General features: G+C 69.0%; 18 protein-coding genes. 10 read left to right on the plus strand and 8 right to left on the minus strand.

The window, feature by feature from the left end; translation table 11 throughout:
- Positions 1-138 precede the first annotated feature (138 nt).
- Positions 139-2,790 (minus strand): GNAT family N-acetyltransferase, encoded by a 2,652-nt coding sequence (locus ACH413_RS28505; RefSeq protein WP_360043400.1) that lies wholly within the window; start codon positions 2,788-2,790, stop codon positions 139-141.
- Between the two features lie 5 nt (positions 2,791-2,795).
- Positions 2,796-3,968 carry an acetoin utilization protein AcuC gene (locus ACH413_RS28510; protein WP_360043397.1) on the minus strand — a complete coding sequence of 391 codons (1,173 nt, stop codon included), beginning with the start codon at positions 3,966-3,968 and terminating at the stop codon, positions 2,796-2,798.
- Positions 3,969-4,056: 88 nt separating this feature from the next.
- On the opposite strand from ACH413_RS28510, the gene ACH413_RS28515 reads away from it, so the two are divergent.
- Positions 4,057-4,659: a hypothetical protein gene (locus ACH413_RS28515; RefSeq protein ID WP_360043393.1), complete on the plus strand. Its 603-nt coding sequence runs from the start codon at positions 4,057-4,059 to the stop codon at positions 4,657-4,659.
- Positions 4,660-4,688: 29 nt separating this feature from the next.
- On the opposite strand, the gene ACH413_RS28520 is transcribed toward ACH413_RS28515, so the two are convergent.
- Positions 4,689-5,540: a sulfurtransferase gene (locus ACH413_RS28520; protein WP_360043390.1), complete on the minus strand. Its 852-nt coding sequence runs from the start codon at positions 5,538-5,540 to the stop codon at positions 4,689-4,691.
- Positions 5,541-5,618: 78 nt separating this feature from the next.
- Between ACH413_RS28520 and ACH413_RS28525 the strand changes: the two genes are divergently transcribed.
- From ACH413_RS28525 to ACH413_RS28540, 4 genes are read left to right on the plus strand one after another with little or no spacing between them, the layout of a single operon-like run.
- The gene (locus ACH413_RS28525; RefSeq protein WP_360043388.1) at positions 5,619-6,311 is read left to right on the plus strand and encodes an iron dependent repressor, metal binding and dimerization domain protein; all 693 of its coding nucleotides are present in this window, start codon (positions 5,619-5,621) and stop codon (positions 6,309-6,311) included.
- The gene (galK, locus tag ACH413_RS28530) at positions 6,308-7,483 is read left to right on the plus strand and encodes a galactokinase (protein WP_360043385.1); all 1,176 of its coding nucleotides are present in this window, start codon (positions 6,308-6,310) and stop codon (positions 7,481-7,483) included. The genes ACH413_RS28525 and galK overlap by 4 nt, the downstream gene beginning before the upstream one ends.
- Before the next feature lie 36 nt (positions 7,484-7,519).
- On the plus strand, positions 7,520-8,482 hold the full coding sequence (galE, locus tag ACH413_RS28535) for a UDP-glucose 4-epimerase GalE (protein ID WP_360043382.1): 963 nt from the start codon (positions 7,520-7,522) through the stop codon (positions 8,480-8,482).
- A gap of 6 nt (positions 8,483-8,488) precedes the next feature.
- Positions 8,489-10,492 carry a S9 family peptidase gene (locus ACH413_RS28540; RefSeq protein ID WP_360043379.1) on the plus strand — a complete coding sequence of 668 codons (2,004 nt, stop codon included), beginning with the start codon at positions 8,489-8,491 and terminating at the stop codon, positions 10,490-10,492.
- On the opposite strand, the gene ACH413_RS28545 is transcribed toward ACH413_RS28540, so the two are convergent.
- On the minus strand, positions 10,462-11,502 hold the full coding sequence (locus tag ACH413_RS28545) for a DUF4192 domain-containing protein (RefSeq protein WP_360043376.1): 1,041 nt from the start codon (positions 11,500-11,502) through the stop codon (positions 10,462-10,464). The genes ACH413_RS28540 and ACH413_RS28545 overlap by 31 nt on opposite strands.
- 173 nt (positions 11,503-11,675) lie before the next feature.
- A complete protein-coding gene (locus tag ACH413_RS28550) occupies positions 11,676-13,475 on the minus strand; it encodes a Xaa-Pro dipeptidyl-peptidase (protein WP_360043373.1) in 1,800 nt (599 codons plus the stop codon).
- 107 nt (positions 13,476-13,582) lie between these two features.
- Between ACH413_RS28550 and add the strand changes: the two genes are divergently transcribed.
- On the plus strand, positions 13,583-14,584 hold the full coding sequence (gene add, locus ACH413_RS28555; RefSeq protein ID WP_360043370.1) for an adenosine deaminase: 1,002 nt from the start codon (positions 13,583-13,585) through the stop codon (positions 14,582-14,584).
- Positions 14,581-14,895, plus strand: coding sequence for a divalent-cation tolerance protein CutA (gene cutA / locus ACH413_RS28560; RefSeq protein ID WP_360043367.1), 315 nt, complete (start codon positions 14,581-14,583; stop codon positions 14,893-14,895). The genes add and cutA overlap by 4 nt, the downstream gene beginning before the upstream one ends.
- On the opposite strand, the gene ACH413_RS28565 is transcribed toward cutA, so the two are convergent.
- The gene (locus tag ACH413_RS28565) at positions 14,878-16,902 is read right to left on the minus strand and encodes a helicase (RefSeq protein ID WP_360043364.1); all 2,025 of its coding nucleotides are present in this window, start codon (positions 16,900-16,902) and stop codon (positions 14,878-14,880) included. The two genes, cutA and ACH413_RS28565, sit on opposite strands and share 18 nt — an antisense overlap.
- Positions 16,903-17,228: 326 nt before the next feature.
- Between ACH413_RS28565 and ACH413_RS28570 the strand changes: the two genes are divergently transcribed.
- From ACH413_RS28570 to lspA, 3 genes are read left to right on the plus strand one after another with little or no spacing between them, the layout of a single operon-like run.
- Entirely contained in the window at positions 17,229-18,527 is a 1,299-nt protein-coding gene (locus ACH413_RS28570; RefSeq protein WP_360043362.1) for a 6-phospho-beta-glucosidase, read from the plus strand.
- A 4-nt stretch (positions 18,528-18,531) separates the two neighbouring features.
- A complete protein-coding gene (locus ACH413_RS28575; RefSeq protein ID WP_360043359.1) occupies positions 18,532-18,999 on the plus strand; it encodes a nuclear transport factor 2 family protein in 468 nt (155 codons plus the stop codon).
- A gap of 49 nt (positions 19,000-19,048) precedes the next feature.
- Positions 19,049-19,534, plus strand: coding sequence for a signal peptidase II (gene lspA / locus ACH413_RS28580; protein WP_360043356.1), 486 nt, complete (start codon positions 19,049-19,051; stop codon positions 19,532-19,534).
- On the opposite strand, the gene ACH413_RS28585 is transcribed toward lspA, so the two are convergent.
- Positions 19,506-20,183, minus strand: a complete 678-nt coding sequence (locus ACH413_RS28585; protein ID WP_360043353.1) for an endonuclease V — start codon at positions 20,181-20,183, stop codon at positions 19,506-19,508. The genes lspA and ACH413_RS28585 overlap by 29 nt on opposite strands.
- A complete protein-coding gene (locus ACH413_RS28590; RefSeq protein ID WP_360043350.1) occupies positions 20,161-21,126 on the minus strand; it encodes a DUF3500 domain-containing protein in 966 nt (321 codons plus the stop codon). The genes ACH413_RS28585 and ACH413_RS28590 overlap by 23 nt, the downstream gene beginning before the upstream one ends.
- Positions 21,127-21,129 lie beyond the last annotated feature (3 nt).

Below are 21,129 nucleotides of genomic sequence, written 5' to 3' on the forward strand. Positions count from 1 at the left end.
GCGCCTGCGCACCTGCTTCGGCGCTGCTGGGCGATGCCGGGAAACCTAAGCGGCGAACCGACGCATGTCCATACCTCGACGCGAATGGAAACAACGGAATCGGTGCGGTAACAGTTCAGTCCGGAGCCGGTGCCGCAGTCAGCGCAGGCGACGCGGACCGGCGTCGTGCAGGGACGGAGGCGGTCCGATGACGATTCGCGCACTGCTCACGAAAGCCCCTGCGGCAGAAGCAAGAACGGGCTCGAGCTTCAGGGAACGCACCTCCGGAAGGTCCTCGGCCAGTGCGGCCAAACGGAGTACCAAATCCTGAAGTGCTTTCAGGTCCGCGGGTTCGTCGCCGCGGTAGCCGGTCAGCAACGGCGCTGCTTTCGGTGCGGCAACGAGTTCCGCCGCGTCGGTGTCGGTGAGTGGTACCGCCCGGTAGGCCCGGTCGCCGAGGAGGTCACTGACCAGACCCGACAGTCCGAACCAGACCAGCGTGCCGAAGCTCGGGTCGTCCTGCAGGCCCAGCACGCAGCTGACTCCCTTGGGCGCCATGCGTTGCACGTACACGCCCGGTTTGCCGGAGAGTTCGGCGAGGTCCTGGTAGGCCCCGGTGACCGATTCGGCGTGGGCGATGTCGAGCCGGACGCCGACGAGATCCGTGCGGTGGCGCAGGCGTTCGCTGGTGGCCTTCATCGCGACCGGGTAGCCGAGTTCGTCGGCCGCTTGCACGGCTTCCTCGGCGCTGTGGGCGATGCGGAACGGAACGACGTTGATGCCGTAGCACTCCAGCAGTTCGACGGCCTTGCGGTCGTCGAGGCGGAGTTCGGACCGCGGGCTGTCCACAATGGATCGCGCCTTGTCGGCGTCGATGCCGTCGGGTCGCACGAAGGTGCCCTGCGGCGCGGCACGCCAGCGGGCGTAGCGGACGGCGCGGGCCAGGGAGAGCACGGCGCGTTCGGGACTGGCGTAGCTGGGGATCGACCCCTTGCCGGGCATCTTGAGCTCGTCGGGGATGCCCTCGACCGCCAGGAACGTGGAGACGATCGGTTTCGTGCGGTGCGCGGACTCCTTGATCGCACGCGCGTAGGCGGCGCCGGGGACCGCGATCGGCGGCACGAACACGACCACGAGCGCGTCGGTGTCGGCGCGGTCCAGGGCCTCCTTGACGGCCTTCGCGAACTCTTCGGGGGTGGCCTGGGCGCCGACGTCGACGGGGTCGCCCGCGAGGTCGAGGTCCTGGGCGAGCAGCGTGTCGGCGGCGAGCAGGCCGATCGCGGTGGAGTTGCCGACGACGGCGACGCGCTTGCCCTTGGGCAGCGGCTGGTGGGCCAGCAGGAGCGCGGTGTCGAACAGCTGGGCCAGCGAGTCGACCCGGATCACGCCGGCCTGCTCGAACAAGGCCTGGACGCTCGCCTCGTCGACCTTCGCGGCGGTGGCGGCGAGGCCGGGGACGACGGCGTGCCGGCCGGACTTCACCGCGACGATGGGCTTGGTGCGGCCGAGTCGGCGGGCGAGCCTCGCGAACTTGCGCGGGTTGCCGAACGACTCCAGGTAGAGCAGGACGACGTCGGTGGCGGGGTCGGTCTCCCAGTACTGCAGCATGTCGTTGCCGGAGACGTCGGCGCGGTTGCCTGCCGAGACGAACGTGGACAGACCGAGGCCCCAACCGGCGGCGTTGGCGAGGATGGCCGTGCCGAGGGCGCCGGACTGGCAGAAGAAGCCCGCGCGGCCCCGTTGCGGCAGCTTCGGGGCGAGGCTCGCGTTGAGGCGGACCTTGGGGTCGAGGTTGATCACGCCGAGCGCGTTGGGGCCGACGACGCGCATGCCGTGCGCTCTCGCCTCCCCCGCGAGCCTGCGTTCGGCCGACAGCCCGTCCGGTCCCGTCTCGCCGTAGCCCGAACTGACGACGACGAGCGCCTTCACGCCCTTGGCGAGGCATCCGTCCATGACCTCGTCGACGCTGGCCGCGGGGACGGCGACGACGGCGAGGTCGACGTCGTCGGGGATGTCGAGCACGGTTGGATAGGCCCGGACGCCCCGCACGGCGCGATGCTCGGCGTTGACGGGGTAGACGGGCCCGTTGAAGTCGGCTTCGAGGAGGTTCTTGAGGACCGCGTGCCCGATCTTGGTCGGATCGGTGGACGCGCCGATGACCGCGACGCTGCGCGGGTGCAGCAGGTTGTGCACGCTGCGGGCCTCGGCGGCCTGCTCGCGGGCCCTGGCGACGGCGACGGACTCGTCGGTGGGGTCGATCGCGAACTCCAGGTGCAGCACGCCCTCCTCGAACGCCCTGCTGACCTGGTAGCCGGCGTCGCGGAACACCCGGACCATCTGCCCGTTCTCCGCGAGCACCTCGGCCTCGAACCGCTCCAGCCCGACCTCCCTGGCCGCGGCGGCGAGGTGTTCGAGCAGGATGCTGCCCAGCCCGCGGCCCTGGTGCCCGTCCTCGACGACGAACGCCACCTCGGCGCTGTCTCCCCGATGGCCGTCACCGCGCAGCCGGTCGAACCGGCCGACGGCGACGATGTCGTCGCCCAGGAGCGCGATGAGCGCGACGCGGTCGTGGTGGTCGACGGTGCTGAACCGGTCGAGGTCGCGCTGCGGGATCCGCGGGTACGGCCCGAAGTAGCGGAAGTACCGCGTCCGCTCGGACAGCCTGCCGTGGAACTCCCGCAGCTTCTCGCCGTCGTCGGGCGTGATCGGCCGCAGGTGGACGGTGCCGCCGTCGCTGAGGACGACGTCCGCCTCCCAGTCCCGCGGGAAGTCGAACGGATCCCTGCCGATGTCTCTGGCGCTGTCCGGCACTGGTGTCAGTCCCTGGGGTCGTCGGGATCAAGTCCGTGCAGGGGGAACACCGCGCGACGGGTCTCGCGGATCGCCTTGTCCACCGGCTCCTCCGCGTCCCCACCCCACGGCTGGTGCCCAGGGTCGCACCCATCGGTCATCGACGCAGGCAAAGGCCACTCGGGCGCGATCCGTGTCGCGTGCGCCACCCAGTCCGCCGGCAACGGCCGGTTCGGGTCGACGTCGCGGTCCATGACCGTGGCCAGCAGGTGCGTCCACGAGCGCGGCACCACCCTGAGCAGCTCGTACCCACCACCACCGAGCGCGAGCCACTTGAACCCGTGTTCGTTCACCAGGTCCCGGAACGCCTGGTAGATCGCCCGATGCCCGTCCACGCTCAACGACAGGTCCGCGAGCGGATCCTCCTTGTGCGTGTCGACACCGCACTGCGTCACCAGCACCTGCGGCCGGAACGCCCGCAACAACGAGGGCACCGTCGCGTGGAACGCCCGCATCCAGCCGCCGTCCCGCGTCCCCGCGGGCAACGGCACGTTGACCGCGCTCCCCTCGGCCCCAGCACCCCCGACCTCACCGGCCCACCCGGTACCGGGCCACAGGCTCATCGGATGCTGGTGCAACGAGACCGTCAGCACCCGCGGGTCGTCCCAGAACGCCGTCTGCACCCCGTCCCCGTGATGCACGTCGACATCAACGTAGGCAATGCGCTCAACCCCGCTGCGCAACAGCCACTCGATCGCCACCGCGCAGTCGTTGTACACGCAGAACCCGGCCGCGCTGTCCGGCATCGCGTGGTGCAACCCGCCCGCGATGTTGACCGCACGATCCGCCTCACCCGACGCGATGGCCCGAGCCGCCGCCAGCGACCCGCCCACGACCAACGCCGAAGCCTCGTGCATCCGCTCGAACACGGGATTGTCCGGCGTCCCCAGCCCGTGCCCGACGTCCCATCCGGCGGTAGGCGCCGCCTGCACAGCGCTCAGATAGCCGGGCTTGTGCACCAGTTCGATCTCTTCGTCGCTGGCCGGCTCGGGCACCCGCAGCTCAACGTCGTCCAGCACGCCGAGCGCCGTGGCGAGCCGGACGGTCAGGTCGAGCCGAACCGGATTCAGGGGATGGTCGCCACCGAGGTCGTACCCGAGGAAGGACCTGTCCCAGACAACCGCGGCTGGCTTACCCATGCCCAGCAACTTACAGTCGCGTCTTTGCGGCGCACCTTTCCGGCGCACCAGCCGGAACCGATCTCACCGAACAGGGGTCAGAGGCGACATGCACCTGCGACCAGCGGCCGTCCTCCTAGCACTGGGCCTGACCCTCACCGCCGTCACCGGCTGCGCCGAACAGGTCAAGGGCTCGGCGGCAGCCGACCCGAAAGCGGTCCAGGAACCCGCCGACCCCACCACGACCACGAAGAAACCGACCGCCAGCACCCCGGCCTCCAAGCCGGCGGACCCCACCGCCCCGAAACAGGGCGACGTGAAGATCACCACCAAGAAGAAGGCCGCCGGCCTGGAAACCTGCGGTGTCCTCAAGGCGGCGGACATCGAGGCCGCCACCGGCGGCAAGTCCTCGGCGGACGGCGGCTGCATCCACACCACCACCGGCCCGTCCACCGTCATCACCCAGATGGTCACGGTCCCCGAGGTGGCGGACCAGGAGGGCGAGAAGAAGCAGATCGAGATCGGCGGCAACACCGCATGGCAGGTCAGCGCCTCCAAGGAGGACTGCCAGGTCACCGTCATGCTGACCGACGACCCGAACGCCATCACCTCGGCCTTCTCGGTGAGCGTCCTGGCGATCGAGGAACTGGACACCTGCGCCGCGGCTCTGAAACTCGCCACCGAGGGCTTCAACCGCATCCCCAACGCCTAGCCAGCCGCCCCACACTCCGACGGGCAGCGTCAGCCGCCGGTCGCGACCTCCCGGTCCAACGCACACCAGTTGGACCACGACCCTGCGTACAGCGCCGCCGGCTTCTCGCCCGACGTGATCCCCGCGACCTCCAGCGCGAGCACCACGGACGACGCGGTGACACCCGACCCGCAGTAAGCGCCGACAGCCACACCACCCGACACCCCGAGCCCGGCGAACCGCGCGGCCAACTCCTCCGGCCCGAGCCACCGCCCGTCCTCTCCGACATGCCCGGTAGTCGGAGCGTTGAGCGCCCCCGGAACATGCCCGGCCTTGGGATCGACCGGCTCGGTCTCCCCGCGATACCGAGCAGCCGCCCGCGCGTCGAGCAGCACACCCTCCTGAGCGAGCGCCGCAGCCTCGTCCGCGTCCAGCACGGGCATCTGCCCAGGCCGCACCACCACATCACCGGCGGCATCACCCGTCAGGACGGCCGGCACGTCGGCGGTCATCGGCAGCCCGGCGGCCTCCCAGGCGGCGAACCCACCGTCCAGCACCGCGACCTCACCGAACCCGGCCCACCGCAGCAGCCACCACACCCGCGCGGCGACCGACCCGTCCCCACCGTCGTAAGCCACGACCTGAGCACCCTCGCGAACGCCCGCGCCGCGCAGCACCTCCTGCAACCGCTCCGGATCCGGCAGCGGATGCCGGCCCCCGATCCCCGGCGAAGCGGACAGCTCGGTGTCCAGATCCACGTACACCGCGCCAGGCACGTGGCTGACCTCGTAGTCTTGGCGTCCGGGTGGTCCGCCGAGACGCCACCGCACGTCCAGCACGACGGTGGCCGAACGCGCACTCAGCGCATCGGCGAGGGCCTCAGGAGTGATCAAGGGATGCACGGCTCACATCCTGCACCCGCGCGGACACCTGTGTCCCCCGGCACGACTACCATTGACACCATACGAAGGGGAGCGGGTGTGAACGACCTCATCGACACCACGGAGATGTATCTCCGCACGATCTACGAGCTCGAAGAAGAGGGCGTGGTGCCACTGCGCGCCCGCATCGCCGAGCGCCTCGGCCAAAGTGGACCGACGGTGAGCCAGACCGTCGGCCGCATGGAACGGGACGGCTTGGTCATCGTGGCGGAGGACCGCCACCTCGAGCTCACCGAGCAGGGCCGCAACCTCGCGATCGCCGTCATGCGCAAGCACCGGCTCGCCGAGCGCCTCCTCGTGGACATCATCGGGCTCGAGTGGGAGCACGTGCACAGCGAGGCATGCCGCTGGGAGCACGTGATGAGCGAGGCGGTCGAGCGCAAGCTCATCAAGCTCCTCGGCAACCCCACCACCTCGCCCTACGGCAACCCGATCCCCGGCCTCGACAAGCTGGGCGACGGCGAGCCCGCCCCGCCCGCCGAGGCGGACCTGGTGCGCGTGGACGAGGTGGCCCGCCGCGGCGGCGGGCGCGTCGAGGTGCGCCGCATCGCGGAGCACGTCCAGCTCGACCCGGACCTCATGGCCGAACTGAAGTCCGCCGGCGTCGTGCCGGGCGGCACCGTGGAGGTCGAGGCGCTCGGTGGCGCCAAGGTCATCCAGGTGCGCGGCAACGGCACCACGGCAGAACTCGACCCCGCGGTCGCCCACGCCGTCATGGTGCTCGCCCGGTGACCCAGGCGACGACACCGGCGGAGAAGGCGGCCGAGGCGTTCCAGCGCCTGCACGGACGCGCGCCCGAGGGAGTCTGGTCGGCCCCGGGCCGCGTCAACCTCATCGGCGAGCACACCGACTACAACGACGGCTACGTGCTGCCGTTCGCGTTGCCCCACCGCATCGCGGTGGCGGCGTCGCCCCGTGCCGACGGCGTCATGACCGTCAGCACGATGGGCGACGACGGCGGGCTGCAGGAAGCGGACCCGGTCGTGGTCGCCGACCTAGTCCCCGGCACCGTCAAGGGGTGGGCCGCGTACCCCGGTGGCGTCGCCTGGGCCCTGCGCGAGCAGGGGATCGCCGTCACCGGCGGGGCGGACCTCGTCATCGCGGGCGACGTGCCCGCGGGGGCCGGTCTCTCCTCCTCGCACGCCCTGGAGTGCGCTGTCGCGCTCGCGCTGCTCGGCCTCGCCGGCGTCGACGCCGAGCGGGCGGACATCGCGCGCTGGGTGCAGCGCTCCGAGAACGACTTCGTGGGCGCGCCGACCGGCATCCTCGACCAGACGGCATCGCTGTGCTGCATCGAAGCGCACGCCCTGTTTTACGACGTGCGCTCCGGCAAGCCTGAACAGGTCGCGTTCGACGCGGCTGCCAGCGGGCTCGAGGTGCTCGTCATCGACACCCGCGCCAGCCACGCCCTCGTCGACGGCGGCTACGGCGCACGGCGGGCAGGCTGTGAACGCGCGGCCGGCATCCTCGGTGTCCCCGCGCTGCGCGACGTCGACATCGCCGAGCTCGACCAGACGCTCGTCCGGCTGCCCGAAGAGCTGCGTCCGCTGGTGCGGCACGTCGTGACCGAGAACGACAGGGTCCTGCGCACCGTCGAACTGCTCCGCAACGGCAGGCTCGCCGACGTCGGCCCCCTCCTCTCGGGTTCCCACGCGAGCCTCCGGGACGACTACCGGGTCTCGTGCCTCGAGCTCGACGTCGCCGTCGACTCCGCGATGGCGGCGGGCGCCCTGGGCGCCCGGATGGTCGGCGGCGGTTTCGGTGGCTCGGCCATCGCCCTCGTACCCGTCGAACGGCACGACGAGGTCGAGCGGTCCGTGCTCGCCGGCTTCGCCTCGCGCTCGCTCACGCGGCCGAGGCTCTTCACGGCGGTTCCGTCCGCGGGCGCGGGCAGGGACCGGTAGCCAAGAACGATCTTGACCAGGAATGCGAGGACTGTGGTGAAGCTGCTCGTCACGGGCGGGGCCGGATACGTCGGCAGCGTGTGCGCCGCCAGGCTGCTCGAAGCCGGACACGAGGTTGTCGTCCTCGACGACCTCTCGACCGGCCACGAGGACGCCGTCCCTGCGGGAGCGCGCTTCATCAAGGGCGACATCGCCGAGGTGATCGGCGATGTCCTCGCAGAAGGGTTCGACGGAGTTCTGCACTTCGCGGCGAAGTCCCTCGTCGGCGAGTCCATGCAGGACCCCGGCAAGTACTGGACGGGCAACGTCCTGACGGCGATTCGTCTGCTCGACGCGATGAAGGATCACGGCACGCCGAAGCTCGTCTTCTCCTCTACTGCCGCGACGTACGGCGAGCCGCGGGAGGTGCCGATCCCCGAGACCGCGCCCACCGCGCCCACCAACACCTACGGCGCCACCAAGCTGGCCATCGACCACGCGATCACGTCGTACGCGGCCGCGCACGGCCTGGCGGCGACGAGCCTGCGGTACTTCAACGTCGCCGGCGCCTACGGCAGCATCGGCGAGCGGCACGCGACCGAGACCCACCTGATCCCGCTCGTGCTTCAGGTCGCGCTCGGGCAGCGTGAGCACATCTCGATCTACGGCGAGGACTGGCCCACCGAGGACGGCACCTGCGTCCGCGACTACATCCACGTCACGGACCTCGCGGACGCCCACCTCCTCGCGCTGGAGAGCGCGACCGCTGGCGAGCACCGGATCTACAACCTGGGCAACGGCACCGGCTTCTCGGTCAAGCAGGTCATCGACACCTGCCGCGAGGTCACCGGCCACCCGATCCCCGCCGTCGTCGCCCCGCGGCGCGCCGGCGACCCGGCCGTCCTCGTCGCCTCCGCCGAGCGGGCCCGCACCGACCTCGGCTGGAAGCCCGAGCGCGCGGACATCACCGGCATCGTCCGCGACGCGTGGGAGTTCACCCGCGCCCGTCACGAGGCCTGAGCCGGGATGACCGACTTCGCCTCCTTCGAGAGCTACAACGCCACCCCGCGGCTCGCGTCGCTCGCGCTGTCCCCGGACGGCACCCGACTCGTCACGGTCGTGTCGACGCTCGCACCGGACGGCAAAACGTGGCAGGGCTCCCTCTGGGAGGTCGACCCCACCGGCGAGCGGGAAGCCGTCCGGCTCACCCGTTCCGCCAAGGGCGACTCCTCCCCCGTGTTCGCCCCGGACGGTTCGCTGCTGTTCCTGTCGGCCCGTCCGGACCCGCTCGCGAAGCCGGGCGAGGCCAAGGACAAGAAGGCGCTGTGGCGGCTTCCGGTCCGCGGTGAGGCCGCCGAGGTGCTGCGTCCCGGAGGCGGAGTCGGTCAGGTGCGCGCCGCCGGCGAGACAGTGCTGTTCACGTCGTCGGCGTACCGCTTCACGGAGTTCGGCGACGGCGACAACGCCAAGCGCAAGGCCCGCGAGGACGCCGGCGTGACAGCGATCCTGCACGAGTCGTACCCGATCAGGTACTGGGACGCGGACCTCGGTCCTGCCTACCCCCGCCTGTTCGCGGCTCCTGTCGCGGACGTCAGCGCCGAGAAGGTCTCCCCCCTCAGCGAAGACTCCGAAAGCCGGCTCAGCGACGAGGACGTCGCGCTCAGTCCGGACGGGAAGCTGGCCGTTCACGGCCACGCCGTGGACGTCAGCGCCGCCTACGGCCGCAGGATCGAGCTTCGGGTCGTGGCCACGAGCGGTGGCGCGTCTCGCGTCATCGCCTCCGAGGACGGTTTCTCCTTCCACAGCCCCACGTTCACGCCGGACTCCGCCGCCGTGATCGCAATCCGGTTCCGCGAGTCCACTCCGGACTCCCCGTACCGGCGCGACCTGGTGCGCATCGATCTGGCGGACGGCTCGATCACGCCACTGGCGCCCGATTTCCAGGAGGAACCGGACCACCCTGTGGTGAGCCCGGACGGGTCGGCGGTCTTCTTCACGGCGAGCCACCTCGGGCACCAGCCGCTGTGGCGGCTGGACCTGGCGAGCGGCGAGATCACGAAGCTGACGGTCTCCGGTTACTACAGCGATCTGATCGTGAGCCCGGACAGCAAGACGCTGTACGCGTTGCGCAACTCCGTGGACCATCCGCCGCAGCCCGTGCGGTTCGCCGCCACCGGGGCCGACCAGGATCCGGAACGGTTGCGTGCGCCCGGCGCCCTCGGTTCGGTGCCCGGCACCCTCACCGAGATCTCCACGGTCGTCGCCGACGGCAGGACCGTCCGTTCGTGGCTGGTGCTGCCGGAAGGCGCCTCCGCCGACTCGCCCGCGCCGCTGGTGCTGTGGGTCCACGGCGGCCCGGTCATGAGCTGGAACGGCTGGACCTGGCGCTGGAACCCGTGGCTGATGGCCGCTCGCGGCTACGCGATCCTGCTGCCCGACCCCGCCCTGTCGACCGGGTACGGACCGGACTTCATCAAGGCCGGCTGGGGTCGCTGGGGTGCCGAGCCCTACACCGACCTGATGGCCATCACGGACGTCGCCGTCGAGCGGGCCGACATCGACGCCTCCCGGACCTCCGCGATGGGCGGGTCGTTCGGCGGCTACATGGCCAACTGGATCGCCACCCAGACCGACCGGTTCCGCGCGATCGTCACCCACGCGTCGCTCTGGCACCTCGACGCCTTCTCCGGCGGCACCGACAGCTCCTACTTCTGGATGCGGGAGATGGGCGATCCCCTCACCCAGCCGGAGCGGATCCTGGCCAACTCCCCGCACCTGCGGGTGGCCGACATCAAGACCCCGATGCTCGTCATCCACGGGGACAAGGACTACCGGGTTCCCATCGGTGAGGGACATCGCCTGTACTTCGACCTCGTCCGCCACGGGGTCACGGCGAAATACCTTTACTACCCAACCGAAAACCACTGGATTCTCACCCCCGGGAACTCTCGGGTCTGGTACGAGACGGTGTGGGCGTTCCTGGCCGAACACGTCCTGGATCAGGACTGGGAGCGACCCGAACTGCTCTGAGCGCCGGCGAGCAGCTCACGGGCGCTGTCCAGGTACTTCGCGGACAGCGCCCGCATCTCCGACGGCGGTAACGCGGCGCTGACAGCGGCGCGGATGAGTTTGCTCAGCGCATGGCCGGGGCAGGCCTCCTCGGCCGCGTCGAGCGCGATGGACGCGATCCCGCCGTCGCCACGCTGATAGGCGTAGAACGCGAGCAGGCAAGCGGGCTCCGCTCGTTCCGGTGCCGGGCTGGCCCTGGTGAGTTCGAGCCACAGGCGTTCAGCCAGCCGGAACCTGGACTGCGCCGCGAACCCCATGCAAGCGTCGCGCACCTCGGGCACCGACAACGCCCTCGCCAGAGCGACGATCTCCTTGTCCGGCAACGATCCCTTGCGGTGCTCCACGGCGTCGATCGTGTCGCTCACCCGACGCAGCTCGGTCCTCGGGTCAGGGCCGTGCGAAGTCGTCACGAGCTCGTCGAGCAACGTGGATCTGCGTTCCAGCGCCTCGGGTGGATCCAGCGCGGCGATCGCGGCCATGGCGGCACGCGACTCGAAGGTCACGTTGCCCTCGTGCGCCGACGCGGCCGCCATGGCGGACAACTGGGGATCCGGCAGTGTCCCGTGGCAGTCGACGTCGAGATAGCAGAGCCATCGCGCGTCCTTCTGGCACGACGGCAGCCACACGGCCTCGACGACTTCGATGCCCACACCGCCCAGTTGGAGTTTGAGCGCGGTGACCAGCGGCTCGTGCGGCAGTTCCTCGGGCATGTGCTCAGACGGCGGACACACGACGACCAATAGCACTTCGGTCGCGCCTTGTTCCTGCAGCGGACCTTCCAGTTGAGCCGCTAGAAGGCCTCTATGTCGCGGGCGCGGAAGGTCGACGCGCATGGTCATGCTGACCAGATGGTCTTTCAGCACCAGCACGACGAGCGAGTCGGCCGGGTGGAACCCCATCAGGTGCGGGATCGCGGCGTAGAGATCGCCGGCTTCGCGGACGCGGATCGGCTTCGAGAGGGCTGAGGGCATGGGCCCACTGTGGAGGGTGGGCCGGGTGGTGAGCCGGGTCGGCCGCGAGGTTGTGGACAACTCGGCGGTTGTGGACAGGTTGAGATCTTGGGGTGCTCGGGAGCGAGGTTTTGTCGGGGGTGGGTGCTAGGTTGCCGCGCTTCGGTCTCCGCAGACCGAAGCGCGGCACCCCATCAGAACGTCTGGAACACAGACCGCCAGCCGCCGACGACCGGCAGCTCCACCGACGTCCGAGTGAGGTCCAGCGACAGGCCGGCACCCGGCTGCGGGCGCAGCGTGTAGTCGTAGTCGCTGGAGATCACGACGAACTCGAGCCGGTGACCGGTCTGCAGGATGTAGTCGTCCGGCACGATCGGCACCTCGACGTCGTAGAACTTGCCGGGCTTGATCGGCGACGTCCTGTCCGGCCGTTCCCTGTTCTGCGGGTCGGTCGAGCCGCGCGTGATGACGTGCGACGTGCCGTCGGGCTTGCGGTCGACGAGCAGCGTCGTCACGTTGGCCGCGGGCCGGTCGAACGCGACCCGCAGGTTCGCCGTCGACCTGCCCGACAGCCGTACCGGCTTCTTCGTCGCCTCTGAGGTGTAGGAGAGCCGGTTCGGTGAGGTCGCCAGGTCGATCAGCGACTCAGCCGTCTTCGTCGCGTCGTCGGTCAGCTTCTCGACGCCGCGGCCGGGCAGAATCCCGAGGCCACCCTTGGCGGATCCTCCCGCGGACAGGCGCAGCTTCACGTCGGACGTGCCGGGAGCCGGCCAGTCCTTCTCGTCGACCCACGTCTTGTCCTCGCGCTGCAGCGTTGCCTTCGGCTCCTTGTCGACGCCGTTGCGGTGACCCCAGAGGTACTGGGTGAACCAGCGGTTCAGCGTGCGCCGCCACTCGACCGAACGCAGCGTGTCGGGATCGGTGTGGCCGGACTGGTGCAGCCAGATCTTGTGCGGCACGCCGACCTTCTTCAACGCCGAGTACCACTGCTCGACGTGCGTCATCTTGACGTTCCAGTCGTTGAGGCCGTGCACTGCCAGCACAGCCGCACGGACCTTCTTGACGTCGTTCAGGTAGTTCCGCTTGTCCCAGAACCTGCTGTAGTCGCCGGTGACGCGGTCCTGGTCCTTCGCGATCTCGGCGATGATCGGCTTGCAGATCTCCCGGTCCGCGCGCGTGTAGACGTACTCGGCGAGCACGTCTGCGTCCTCACCCTGGAACGTGCCGGGGGCGACGACGGCACCGTCCGCGCGGTAGTAGTCGTACCAGCTGGAGATCGCGGCGATCGGCACGATGGCTTCGAGGCCGCGCACGCCGGTGGAGGCGACGGCGTTGGGCAGCGTTCCGTTGTAGGACACGCCCATCATTCCGGTCTTGCCCGTCGACCAGGTCGCCTTGATGGCTTCGCCCGTGGCGGTGCGTGCGGTCGCACGGCCGTTGAGCCAGTCGACGACGACACGCGCGCCGATCGTCTCGTTGACGTCGCCCGTCGTCGGGCAGCCTGTCGACTTGCCGGTGCCAAGCGATTCGGCGTAGACGACGGCGTATCCGCGCGCGATGAAGTAGGCCTCGTAACGACCCGAGGTGATCGGGTTCGGGCCGAGAGCCGCAGTGATGCGTTCGTCGGAGGAGGACTTCAGCAAACGGCCGTCGCGCTTGTCAGGCACGTACAGCTCGACGTCGACGTTGTGGTTGGCGACGTCGTTGCCGCCCGAGAAGTACGGGCTGACCATGTAGACGACGGGGACTTTGAGGCCGCGTTCGGTGGCACGTGGCCGGACGACCTCGGTGTAGACCTCGTCGTCCTTGCCGTCGCGGTCGCTGTCGACCGGCGCCCGGACCCAGAGGCTCTCCTTCACCACGTCCTTCGGATCGAAGACGGGTTGCGCCTCGCCGTCCAGGAACACCGGCCCCTCGGCGGCTTGGGCCGTCACGGGCAGGAATGGCAGAACCAGCACCGCTGTCAGCAGTGCAACTCTTCGTGCGCCCCTCACGAGGCACCCCCAATGCGGAAGCCAGAGACAGGGATTCGCCTGCACCCTCTCCTTTGACTGCAAGACATGTCACCCGTCGAACGGCCCTTGACCTGAGAGCATGGACCGTGCACATTTCCGACTTCGTCCACGCGTTGCCGAAAGCCGAGCTGCACGTCCACCTCGTGGGCGCGGCTTCCGTCGACACCGTCCTCGCGCTCGCCCGCAACCACCCCGGCGGACGGGTGCCGGCCGACGAGGACGCGTTGCGGAAGTTCTACGAGTTCAGGGACTTCCGGCACTTCATCAACGTGTACGGCATCGTCAACGACCTCGTCACCACCGGCGAGGACGTCCGCACCCTGATCGTCGGATACGCGCGTGACGCCGCACGGGCCAATATCCGATACGCAGAACTGACGATCAGCGCGACCAGTCACCTGCGGGCGGGCATCGCACCCGACGAACTCGTCGAAGCTTTGAAGGCGGGCCGCGACGAGGCGCTCGCCGTGCACGGTGTGGCGTTGCAGTGGATCTTCGACGTTCCCGGAATCTGGGACCGCGACTGGGGCATGACGAGTGCGCGGTTCGCGACCGAGTACCGGCCCGACGGGCTGGTCGGGTTCGGGCTGGGTGGATTCGAGTCGGACTCGCCGAGGTCGAACTTCCGCGAGGCGTTCGCGATGGCACGCGATGCCGGGCTGCGCATGGTGCCGCACGCCGGTGAGACGACGCCGCCTAGCGAGATCTGGGCCGCAGTGCGCGATCTGCGTGCCGAACGGATCGGGCACGCCGTCAGTGCGGTGCAGGATCCCGAGCTGGTGCGGCATCTCGCCGACGAGGGCGTCGTAGTCGAGGTGTGTCCGACATCGAACATCCGCACGGGTGCGGTGAAGTCATTGGACGAGCACCCGTTGCCTCGGCTGGTGGAAGCCGGAGTGCCGGTGACGATCAGCACCGACGACCCCGGCATGTTCCACACCGATCTCGACCGCGAGTACCTGCTGTGCCACGAGAGGTTCGGATTCGGCCACGACGAACTCGCCGATCTCGCACGGGCTGCGGTGCGGGCGTCGTACGCGCCGGCCGAACTGAAAGACCAGTTGTTGAAGGAGATCGACGCGCTGTGAGTGATGTGAGCGTGGTGACGACAACGGTCGATTCCGCCGAGGCCGCGGAGTCGCTGGCGAAGGGCGTGATCGAGGCGCGGCTTGGCGCGTGCGTGCAGATCGTGCCGATCCGCAGCGTCTATCGATGGGACGGCGAGGTGCGCGTCGACGCGGAGTGGCAGTGCGTCGTGAAGACGTCCACCATCCGCGTCGACGATCTCGTCGTGCACATCAAGGCGCATCACACCTATGACGTGCCCGAGGTCGTCGTCACCCCCGTGACCGGAGGTAACGACGACTACCTGGCGTGGATCTCAGAGGAGACCTCTTAGGTGACGCAGCAACGGTTCGGTGTGCAGGACGCCGAGCCGTTGCGTCGCCCTCGTCAGCGCCACGTACAGCTCGCTGGGCGACATGCGGTGCGGTTCGACGACGAGGACGACGTCGAACTCCAGTCCTTTCGACGCGCGCGGAGGCATCCAGCCTTCGCCGATGACGGCGATCGTGCGCTCGTTGTGTGCGTCAGCGTGCGCGTCGAGTTCGTCGCGCACTGCGGCCGATATATCAGTGACGCGGCGGGCCCACGGACGTACGCCGGCCGTGCGCACCGACACCGGCGCCGACGCGTCGGGGTCGACGAGCTTCAGGACCGGGGTGGCGACGGCCATGATCTCGCCGGGCGTGCGGTAGTTGACCTCCAGCCGGCGATAGGCGAACCGCTCGAACACCGACCCCCAGCTCCGGACGCCGCCCGCTGCCTGGCGCTGGGCCAGGTCGCCGACGACGGTCATGGACCTGTTGGGGCATCGGCGCAGCAGCACGCGCCAGTCCATCGCGGACATTTCCTGCGCTTCGTCCACGACGACGTGGCCGTAGGTCCACGTGCGGTCGCCGGCGGCGCGTTCGGCGAGGGTGCGCTGGTCGCGAACCTCATGCCGGGCGGCCAGTACCTCCGCGTTGACGAAGTCCGTGACGATGTACTCGTCGGAGTCCGCGCGCTTGTCGATCGACAGGACGTCCATGACGCCTCGCGCGTAGTCGAGCTGCTCTTCCTCCTCTTGCCGGGCCGCGCGCTCCGCTGTGCCGTCGGACCCGAGCAGTTCGGCGAGTTCGTCCAGAAGCGGCACGTCGGACACCGTCCACGCCTCGGCGTCGGGCCGGTACAGCTCCGGTGCGCCGATCCGGAAACAGCGGCCTGCGTACAGGTCGGCCAGCAGCTTCTCTGGTGTGAGCAGCGGCCACAGCCTGTCGACGACGTCGCGCAACGCGGAGCTGTGGCGAAGTTCGTGGCGGACGTCCTCCTCGATCTCCGGCCAGTCGACGCCGATCAGCCGCAACGCCGGCGCGACGAGTTCCTCGGCGAGCGCGAGGAAGAAGTACTTGCGGGCGGCGTTGTGCGGTAGGCCGTAGTAGCGGGTCTTCTCTCGCGCGAGGGCGGCGATGTGCGCGTCGAGCGGGACGATGACGTCCTCGAGCTCGATCTCGACGGGTTCGTCGGGAAGCTCCTGCCGGTCGGCGACGGCGACGGCCAGCAGGTCCAGAACCGATGTATCGCCTTTCAGTCGTTGCAACGACGGGGTGTCCTCGACGTCGGTCACGAAGCCGGGGTACAGCTCGCCGGGCGTCGCGAACACGACATCGGTCTCGCCCAGCGACGGCAGGACGTCGCCGACATAGCGCAGGAAACCGGTGTTCGGACCGACGATCAGCACACCATGCCGCGACAGGCGTTCACGGCGCGTATACAGCAGGTATGCCACGCGATGCAGGGCAACGGCGGTCTTGCCGGTGCCGGGACCGCCTTCGATCACCAGCACGCCGGGACCCGAGTAGCGGATGATCTCGTCCTGTTCGGCCTGGATGGTCGAGACGATGTCGCGCATCGTCGCGGTCCGCGGCGCGTTGAGTGCGTCGAGCAGCGCGGTCGTGTCGGTCAGGAGTTCGTCGTCGTGGAAGTCGCACAGTTCCCGGTCACGAACGCGGAAGTGCCGCCGCAGCACGACACCTTCCGGGTTCGCGGCGGTCGCCGTGTAGAACGGGCGCGCGGCCGGCGCGCGCCAATCCAGCAGCAGCGGCTCGAAGTCGTCGTCGAACAACCCGACTCGTCCGATGTAGGTGCAGTCGCCTTTCTCCGAGTCGATGCGGCCGAAGCACAACCCCTCCTCCGCCGCGCGGTACTTCCCCACTTCCCTGGTCAGCAACTCGACCGAGGCCTCGCGGTCCAGTCGCTGGGTGACGGTGTCCCGCAGCGCGGCCGCAAGGTCGGCCGCCGCTTTGTTCCGTTCTTTGTCGAGCTTTTCATACAGAGAGGTGATCCGTGCCTGTTCGCTCGCCAACACCTTGCCCCCTGTGATACAATAATTCTGTCTTCCCGGAAAATTCATTCCGAAAATGCAAAGCCATTCTTTTTATCACACTTCAGTCGCGCGTGGAACCCTTCGAGAGATCCCGCGACGAAGATGATCCGCCCAGGTCAGCAAGCCCGGCGAGTGACCACGAACCCCAGGTTCCATTGCGCAGGACGACGAGTCGACACTGACCGAGGAACCCCTGGCAGCCCACTGGTCGGTCCTCTGGCAATTCGTCGTCCACCGCACCTGGAAATGTAAGATTCAGTGAGGCGGCTCGCGCTGCAAGGAGAGGCCCTCAAGGACGTGGTCAAGGCATGAAGCTGGTCATCCTGGGCGGAGGCGGCTTCCGCGTGCCGCTCGTCTATCGCGCGCTGCTCGCCGATCGCTCGCCCGGCCGCGTGACCGAGGTCGTGCTGCACGACCTCGACGCCGCCCGGCTCACCGCGATTGGTGGCGTCCTCGCCGAACTCGCGACTGATATATCGGATGCGCCGACCGTGACGACGTCGACCGATCTCGACGAGGCACTGCGCGGAGCGGACTTCGTGTTCTCCGCGATCCGCGTCGGCGGGCTCGACGGACGCGCGGCCGACGAGAGCGTCGCTGCGGGCTGCGGCGTGCTCGGCCAGGAGACAGTCGGGGCCGGAGGCGTCGCATACGGGCTGCGTACCGTGCCCGTCGCCCTCGACATCGCACGCCGTATATCAGTGCACGCGCCAGACGCGTGGGTCATCAACTTCACGAACCCGGCAGGCATGGTCACCGAGGCGATGTCGGCGCACCTCGGCAACCGCGTCATCGGCATCTGCGACTCCCCCGTCGGGCTCGGCAAACGGGTCGTGCGGGCGGTCGGCGCCCGTCTCGAAGACGCGTGGCTCGACTACGCCGGCCTCAACCACCTCGGCTGGTTGCGGGGCGTCCACGTGCGCGGGCGCGATGTGCTGCCGGATCTGCTCGCTGACATCGAGCGGCTCGAGTCGTTCGAGGAAGGCAAGCTCTTCGGTGCGGAGTGGCTGCGAACGTTGGGCGCCATCCCGAACGAGTACCTGCACTACTACTACTTCACGCGTGAGGCGGTGGAGTCCGGCGCGTCACGCGGGGCATTCCTGCTGGAGCAGCAGAAACAGTTCTACGCGGCGCCTTCGTGGGAGAGCTGGGAACGAACCCGTCTCGAACGCGAGCAGACTTACATGGCCGAGACCCGCGACGACGAACGCGACAGCGACGACCTCGACGGCGGCGGTTACGAGCGGGTCGCCCTGGACCTGATGCACGCCATCACGTCCGACCAGCGAGCCACCCTGATCCTCAACGTGCCGAACGGGACGACGTTGTCGTGTCTCGACGCGGACGCCATTGTCGAGGTGCCGAGCCTTGTCGACGCCAACGGAGCGCGGCCCGTCTCGGTCAGCCAGGTGCCGGACGAAGGCGTCGGACTCGTCACCGCGCTCAAGGTCGTCGAACGCGCCACCATCAAGGCAGCCATCAGCGGTGAGCGTGCGCACGCCGTGAAGGCGTTGGCGCTGCATCCGCTCGTCGACTCCGTCAGCGTCGCTCGCAAGATCGTTGACGCACATCCACTTCTGTCCGGAGTCTTTCGCGCTACGTTCTGAGGTCGTGGACACCACTCTGTTGAGGCAACTCAACGACGACGTCTGGCATCCGTTCCCGCTCCTCTACGCACGGCTGGATGCGCCGGCGTTCCTGGACCTATACTCGCCGGAGCTGATTCGCGCGGGAGGCCCGGCGAAACAGGTGTTCGGGTTCACCGAGTACGCGGACCAGACGGAGAAGTGGTTCGCCGAGCTCGCTGACCGCGGCAGCTCGGTGAGCATCACGTTCCGGTTCGTGGAGCGCATCGCGGCGAACGACGTCGCGAGCGAGCGCGGCATCTTCCAGCTCGTGTCGACGCGTGCGGATGGCGACGGGCGCACGTTCTACGGCCGCTTCCACACGTATTCGCGACGCACAGACGGACGGTGGCGCATCTGCGTCGACTACGACACCGACGAGCGGTCAGCGACGCTGGAGGAGGAGTTTCTCGCCGCAGCCGACGTCGACGACGTCGACGCGTTCAAGAAGTGACCAGGGTCTGATGCCGAGTGGCGGTGTTCTTAACTACGCTCGTCCGCAAATGGACACCACCACCTCTCGCCGCGTGCCACTCGTCATGGGCATCGCCGTGCTCGTGCTGCTGCTGGACCAGGCCACGAAGTTCTGGGCCGAGAGCGCGCTGACCGGCCGCGCGCCCATTCCCGTTCTCGGGGAGTTCCTGCAGCTCAGGCTCCTCTACAACCCCGGCGCCGCGTTCTCGATCGGTGCGGGGTCGACGTGGATCTTCACCATCGTCGCGGCCGTCGCCGTCGTGATGCTCGCCCGGTACGGCATGCAGCCGCAGTCGAAGCTGCGGGCGATCGCACTCGCGTTGATGCTGGGTGGCGCGACCACCCACCTGCTCGACCGGCTGTTCCGGCCGCCGGGCTTCGCGCGCGGGCACGTCGTCGACTTCATCGACTACAACGGCTGGTTCGTCGGCAACGTCGCGGACATCGCGCTGGTCGGCGGTGCGATTCTGCTCGTGCTGCTGAGCTTCACCCCGACGAAGCAACCTGCTTCGTGAGCGTGTCGGCGCGGCGGGTCGTCTCGGGCAGCCGGTAGCGCGGAGCCAGGCGCAGCACCTCGGCGCACGCCCGGTCCAGGTCGATCTTGTGGCCGACCGACACGAAGACGGGTTTCACGCCGTCCTGGGTCCGCAGCGCCCTGCCGACGACCTCGTCGCCGTTGTCGCCGTCCATGACGAGGTCGCTCATCGAACCGCGGGCGTGGCCTGGCTGCTCGAACGCGCCCATCGCGTTCTTGGCGACGCCGATGCTCGGGATGCCGGTGTGCACGCCGAGATGGCACGCCAGGCCGAAGCGGCGCGGGTGTGCGAGGCCCTGACCGTCCGCGACCAAAAGGTCGGGCGCGACGGTCACCTGATCGAGAGCGCGCAGCAGAACGGGCATCTCGCGGAACGCGAAGAGCCCGGCAATATATGGGAAGTCCGTCGTGTCCTCGACGACGACCTCGTCGAGGACGACCAGCGTCTTTGCATCGAACACCACGCAGACGCCCACAACTGTGTCATTGCTACGGTAGCCGACGTCCAGGCCTGCGACGGTGTCTATGCGCAGGTCAGGGGCGCTGGTGGTGATCACCTGGGTGCGCAGGCGCTCCTGCGTTGCCACGGCGGCGTCGATTCTCGGGTCAACCGTTCTGGTCCACTCCACGGGCGACAGTGTGCCGTGACGCGCCGTAGTGAGCCGCGAGTAGGTCGTCGCCGAAGTCACCTGAATGGCGCCGCCAGACTGTGTGGACGTGGTTGGCCTCGTTGGCCGTGTTGTCGTACTCGATGAGCAGTTCCGGGCCCTGGACTCGGTAGTAGTGGCCCTCGCCTCGGCGCAGCGAGCCCTCCCACGAGAAGTGCAGGCGCTCTGGGTCGATCTGGGCGAACTCCTCGTCGGCCAGTTCGTACGCGAGCCGGTCGAGGTAGAAGCGGACGATGTCGACGAGCAGCTCCGCAGCGGGTTTGCCGAGCTGGGCCGGGGTCACGCCGACCGGTTCGGACGGGCTGATTCGTGGCGCGTTGCCGGTGCGGATGTCGTGCGGCGCGGTGTCCGAGACGACGGCCAGGCGGCGGGCGGTCGGGCCCATGCGGTCGAGGAGTTCGCGGGCGAGTTCCTCTTCCAGTCGCAGTGGCTGGGCGACGACGCGGCCGCGGTAGGTGACGCGGGCCGGATTCGCGCCGAGGAAGAACGGTGTCGCGGAGACGCGGCCGTCGGCGATGACGACGTTCACCGACAGGTGGTGCCCTTCGATGCGCCAGCCCCACGGCTCGTCGCTGCCGGGCGTGCCGAAGAGCACGGTCCAGAAGTCACCGCTGTGCCGGTCGCGGCGTCCGCCTTCGCGGTGGTCGAGCACGTCTTCCAGCGCCATCACCGCTGCGGCCTGGGCATAGGCGTGCGGGCTGAGCACGGTCGCGAGCATGCCGTGTACCGCCTTGCGCTGGTCCCGCCGGAGTTCGCCGAGCGCGAGTCCAGAGCGTGTACCGGGTGTATACGCCCAGCGGTGCCTGAGGTCGTCGTCCGTGATCGCGCGAATGGCGTGTTCGCGCTGGTCATCGGCCAGCAAACTAATATATTGGTGCGTGGCGTCAGCGACGTCGTGCAGCATCAC

It is taken from the genome of Lentzea sp. NPDC020367 (genome assembly GCF_044387305.1).
Classification (GTDB): Bacteria; Actinomycetota; Actinomycetes; order Mycobacteriales; family Pseudonocardiaceae; genus Lentzea.

Excerpts from the sequence above, each read along its gene's own strand:
- ACH413_RS28510 (WP_360043397.1), bottom strand. The coding sequence starts at position 3,968 with ATGGGTAAGCCAGCCGCGGTTGTCTGGGACAGGTCCTTCCTCGGGTAC.
- ACH413_RS28515 (WP_360043393.1), top strand. The coding sequence starts at position 4,057 with ATGCACCTGCGACCAGCGGCCGTCCTCCTAGCACTGGGCCTGACCCTC.
- ACH413_RS28540 (WP_360043379.1), top strand. The coding sequence starts at position 8,489 with ATGACCGACTTCGCCTCCTTCGAGAGCTACAACGCCACCCCGCGGCTC.
- ACH413_RS28545 (WP_360043376.1), bottom strand. The coding sequence starts at position 11,502 with ATGCCCTCAGCCCTCTCGAAGCCGATCCGCGTCCGCGAAGCCGGCGAT.
- ACH413_RS28570 (WP_360043362.1), top strand. The coding sequence starts at position 17,229 with ATGAAGCTGGTCATCCTGGGCGGAGGCGGCTTCCGCGTGCCGCTCGTC.
- lspA (WP_360043356.1), top strand. The coding sequence starts at position 19,049 with ATGGACACCACCACCTCTCGCCGCGTGCCACTCGTCATGGGCATCGCC.
- ACH413_RS28590 (WP_360043350.1), bottom strand. The coding sequence starts at position 21,126 with ATGCTGCACGACGTCGCTGACGCCACGCACCAATATATTAGTTTGCTG.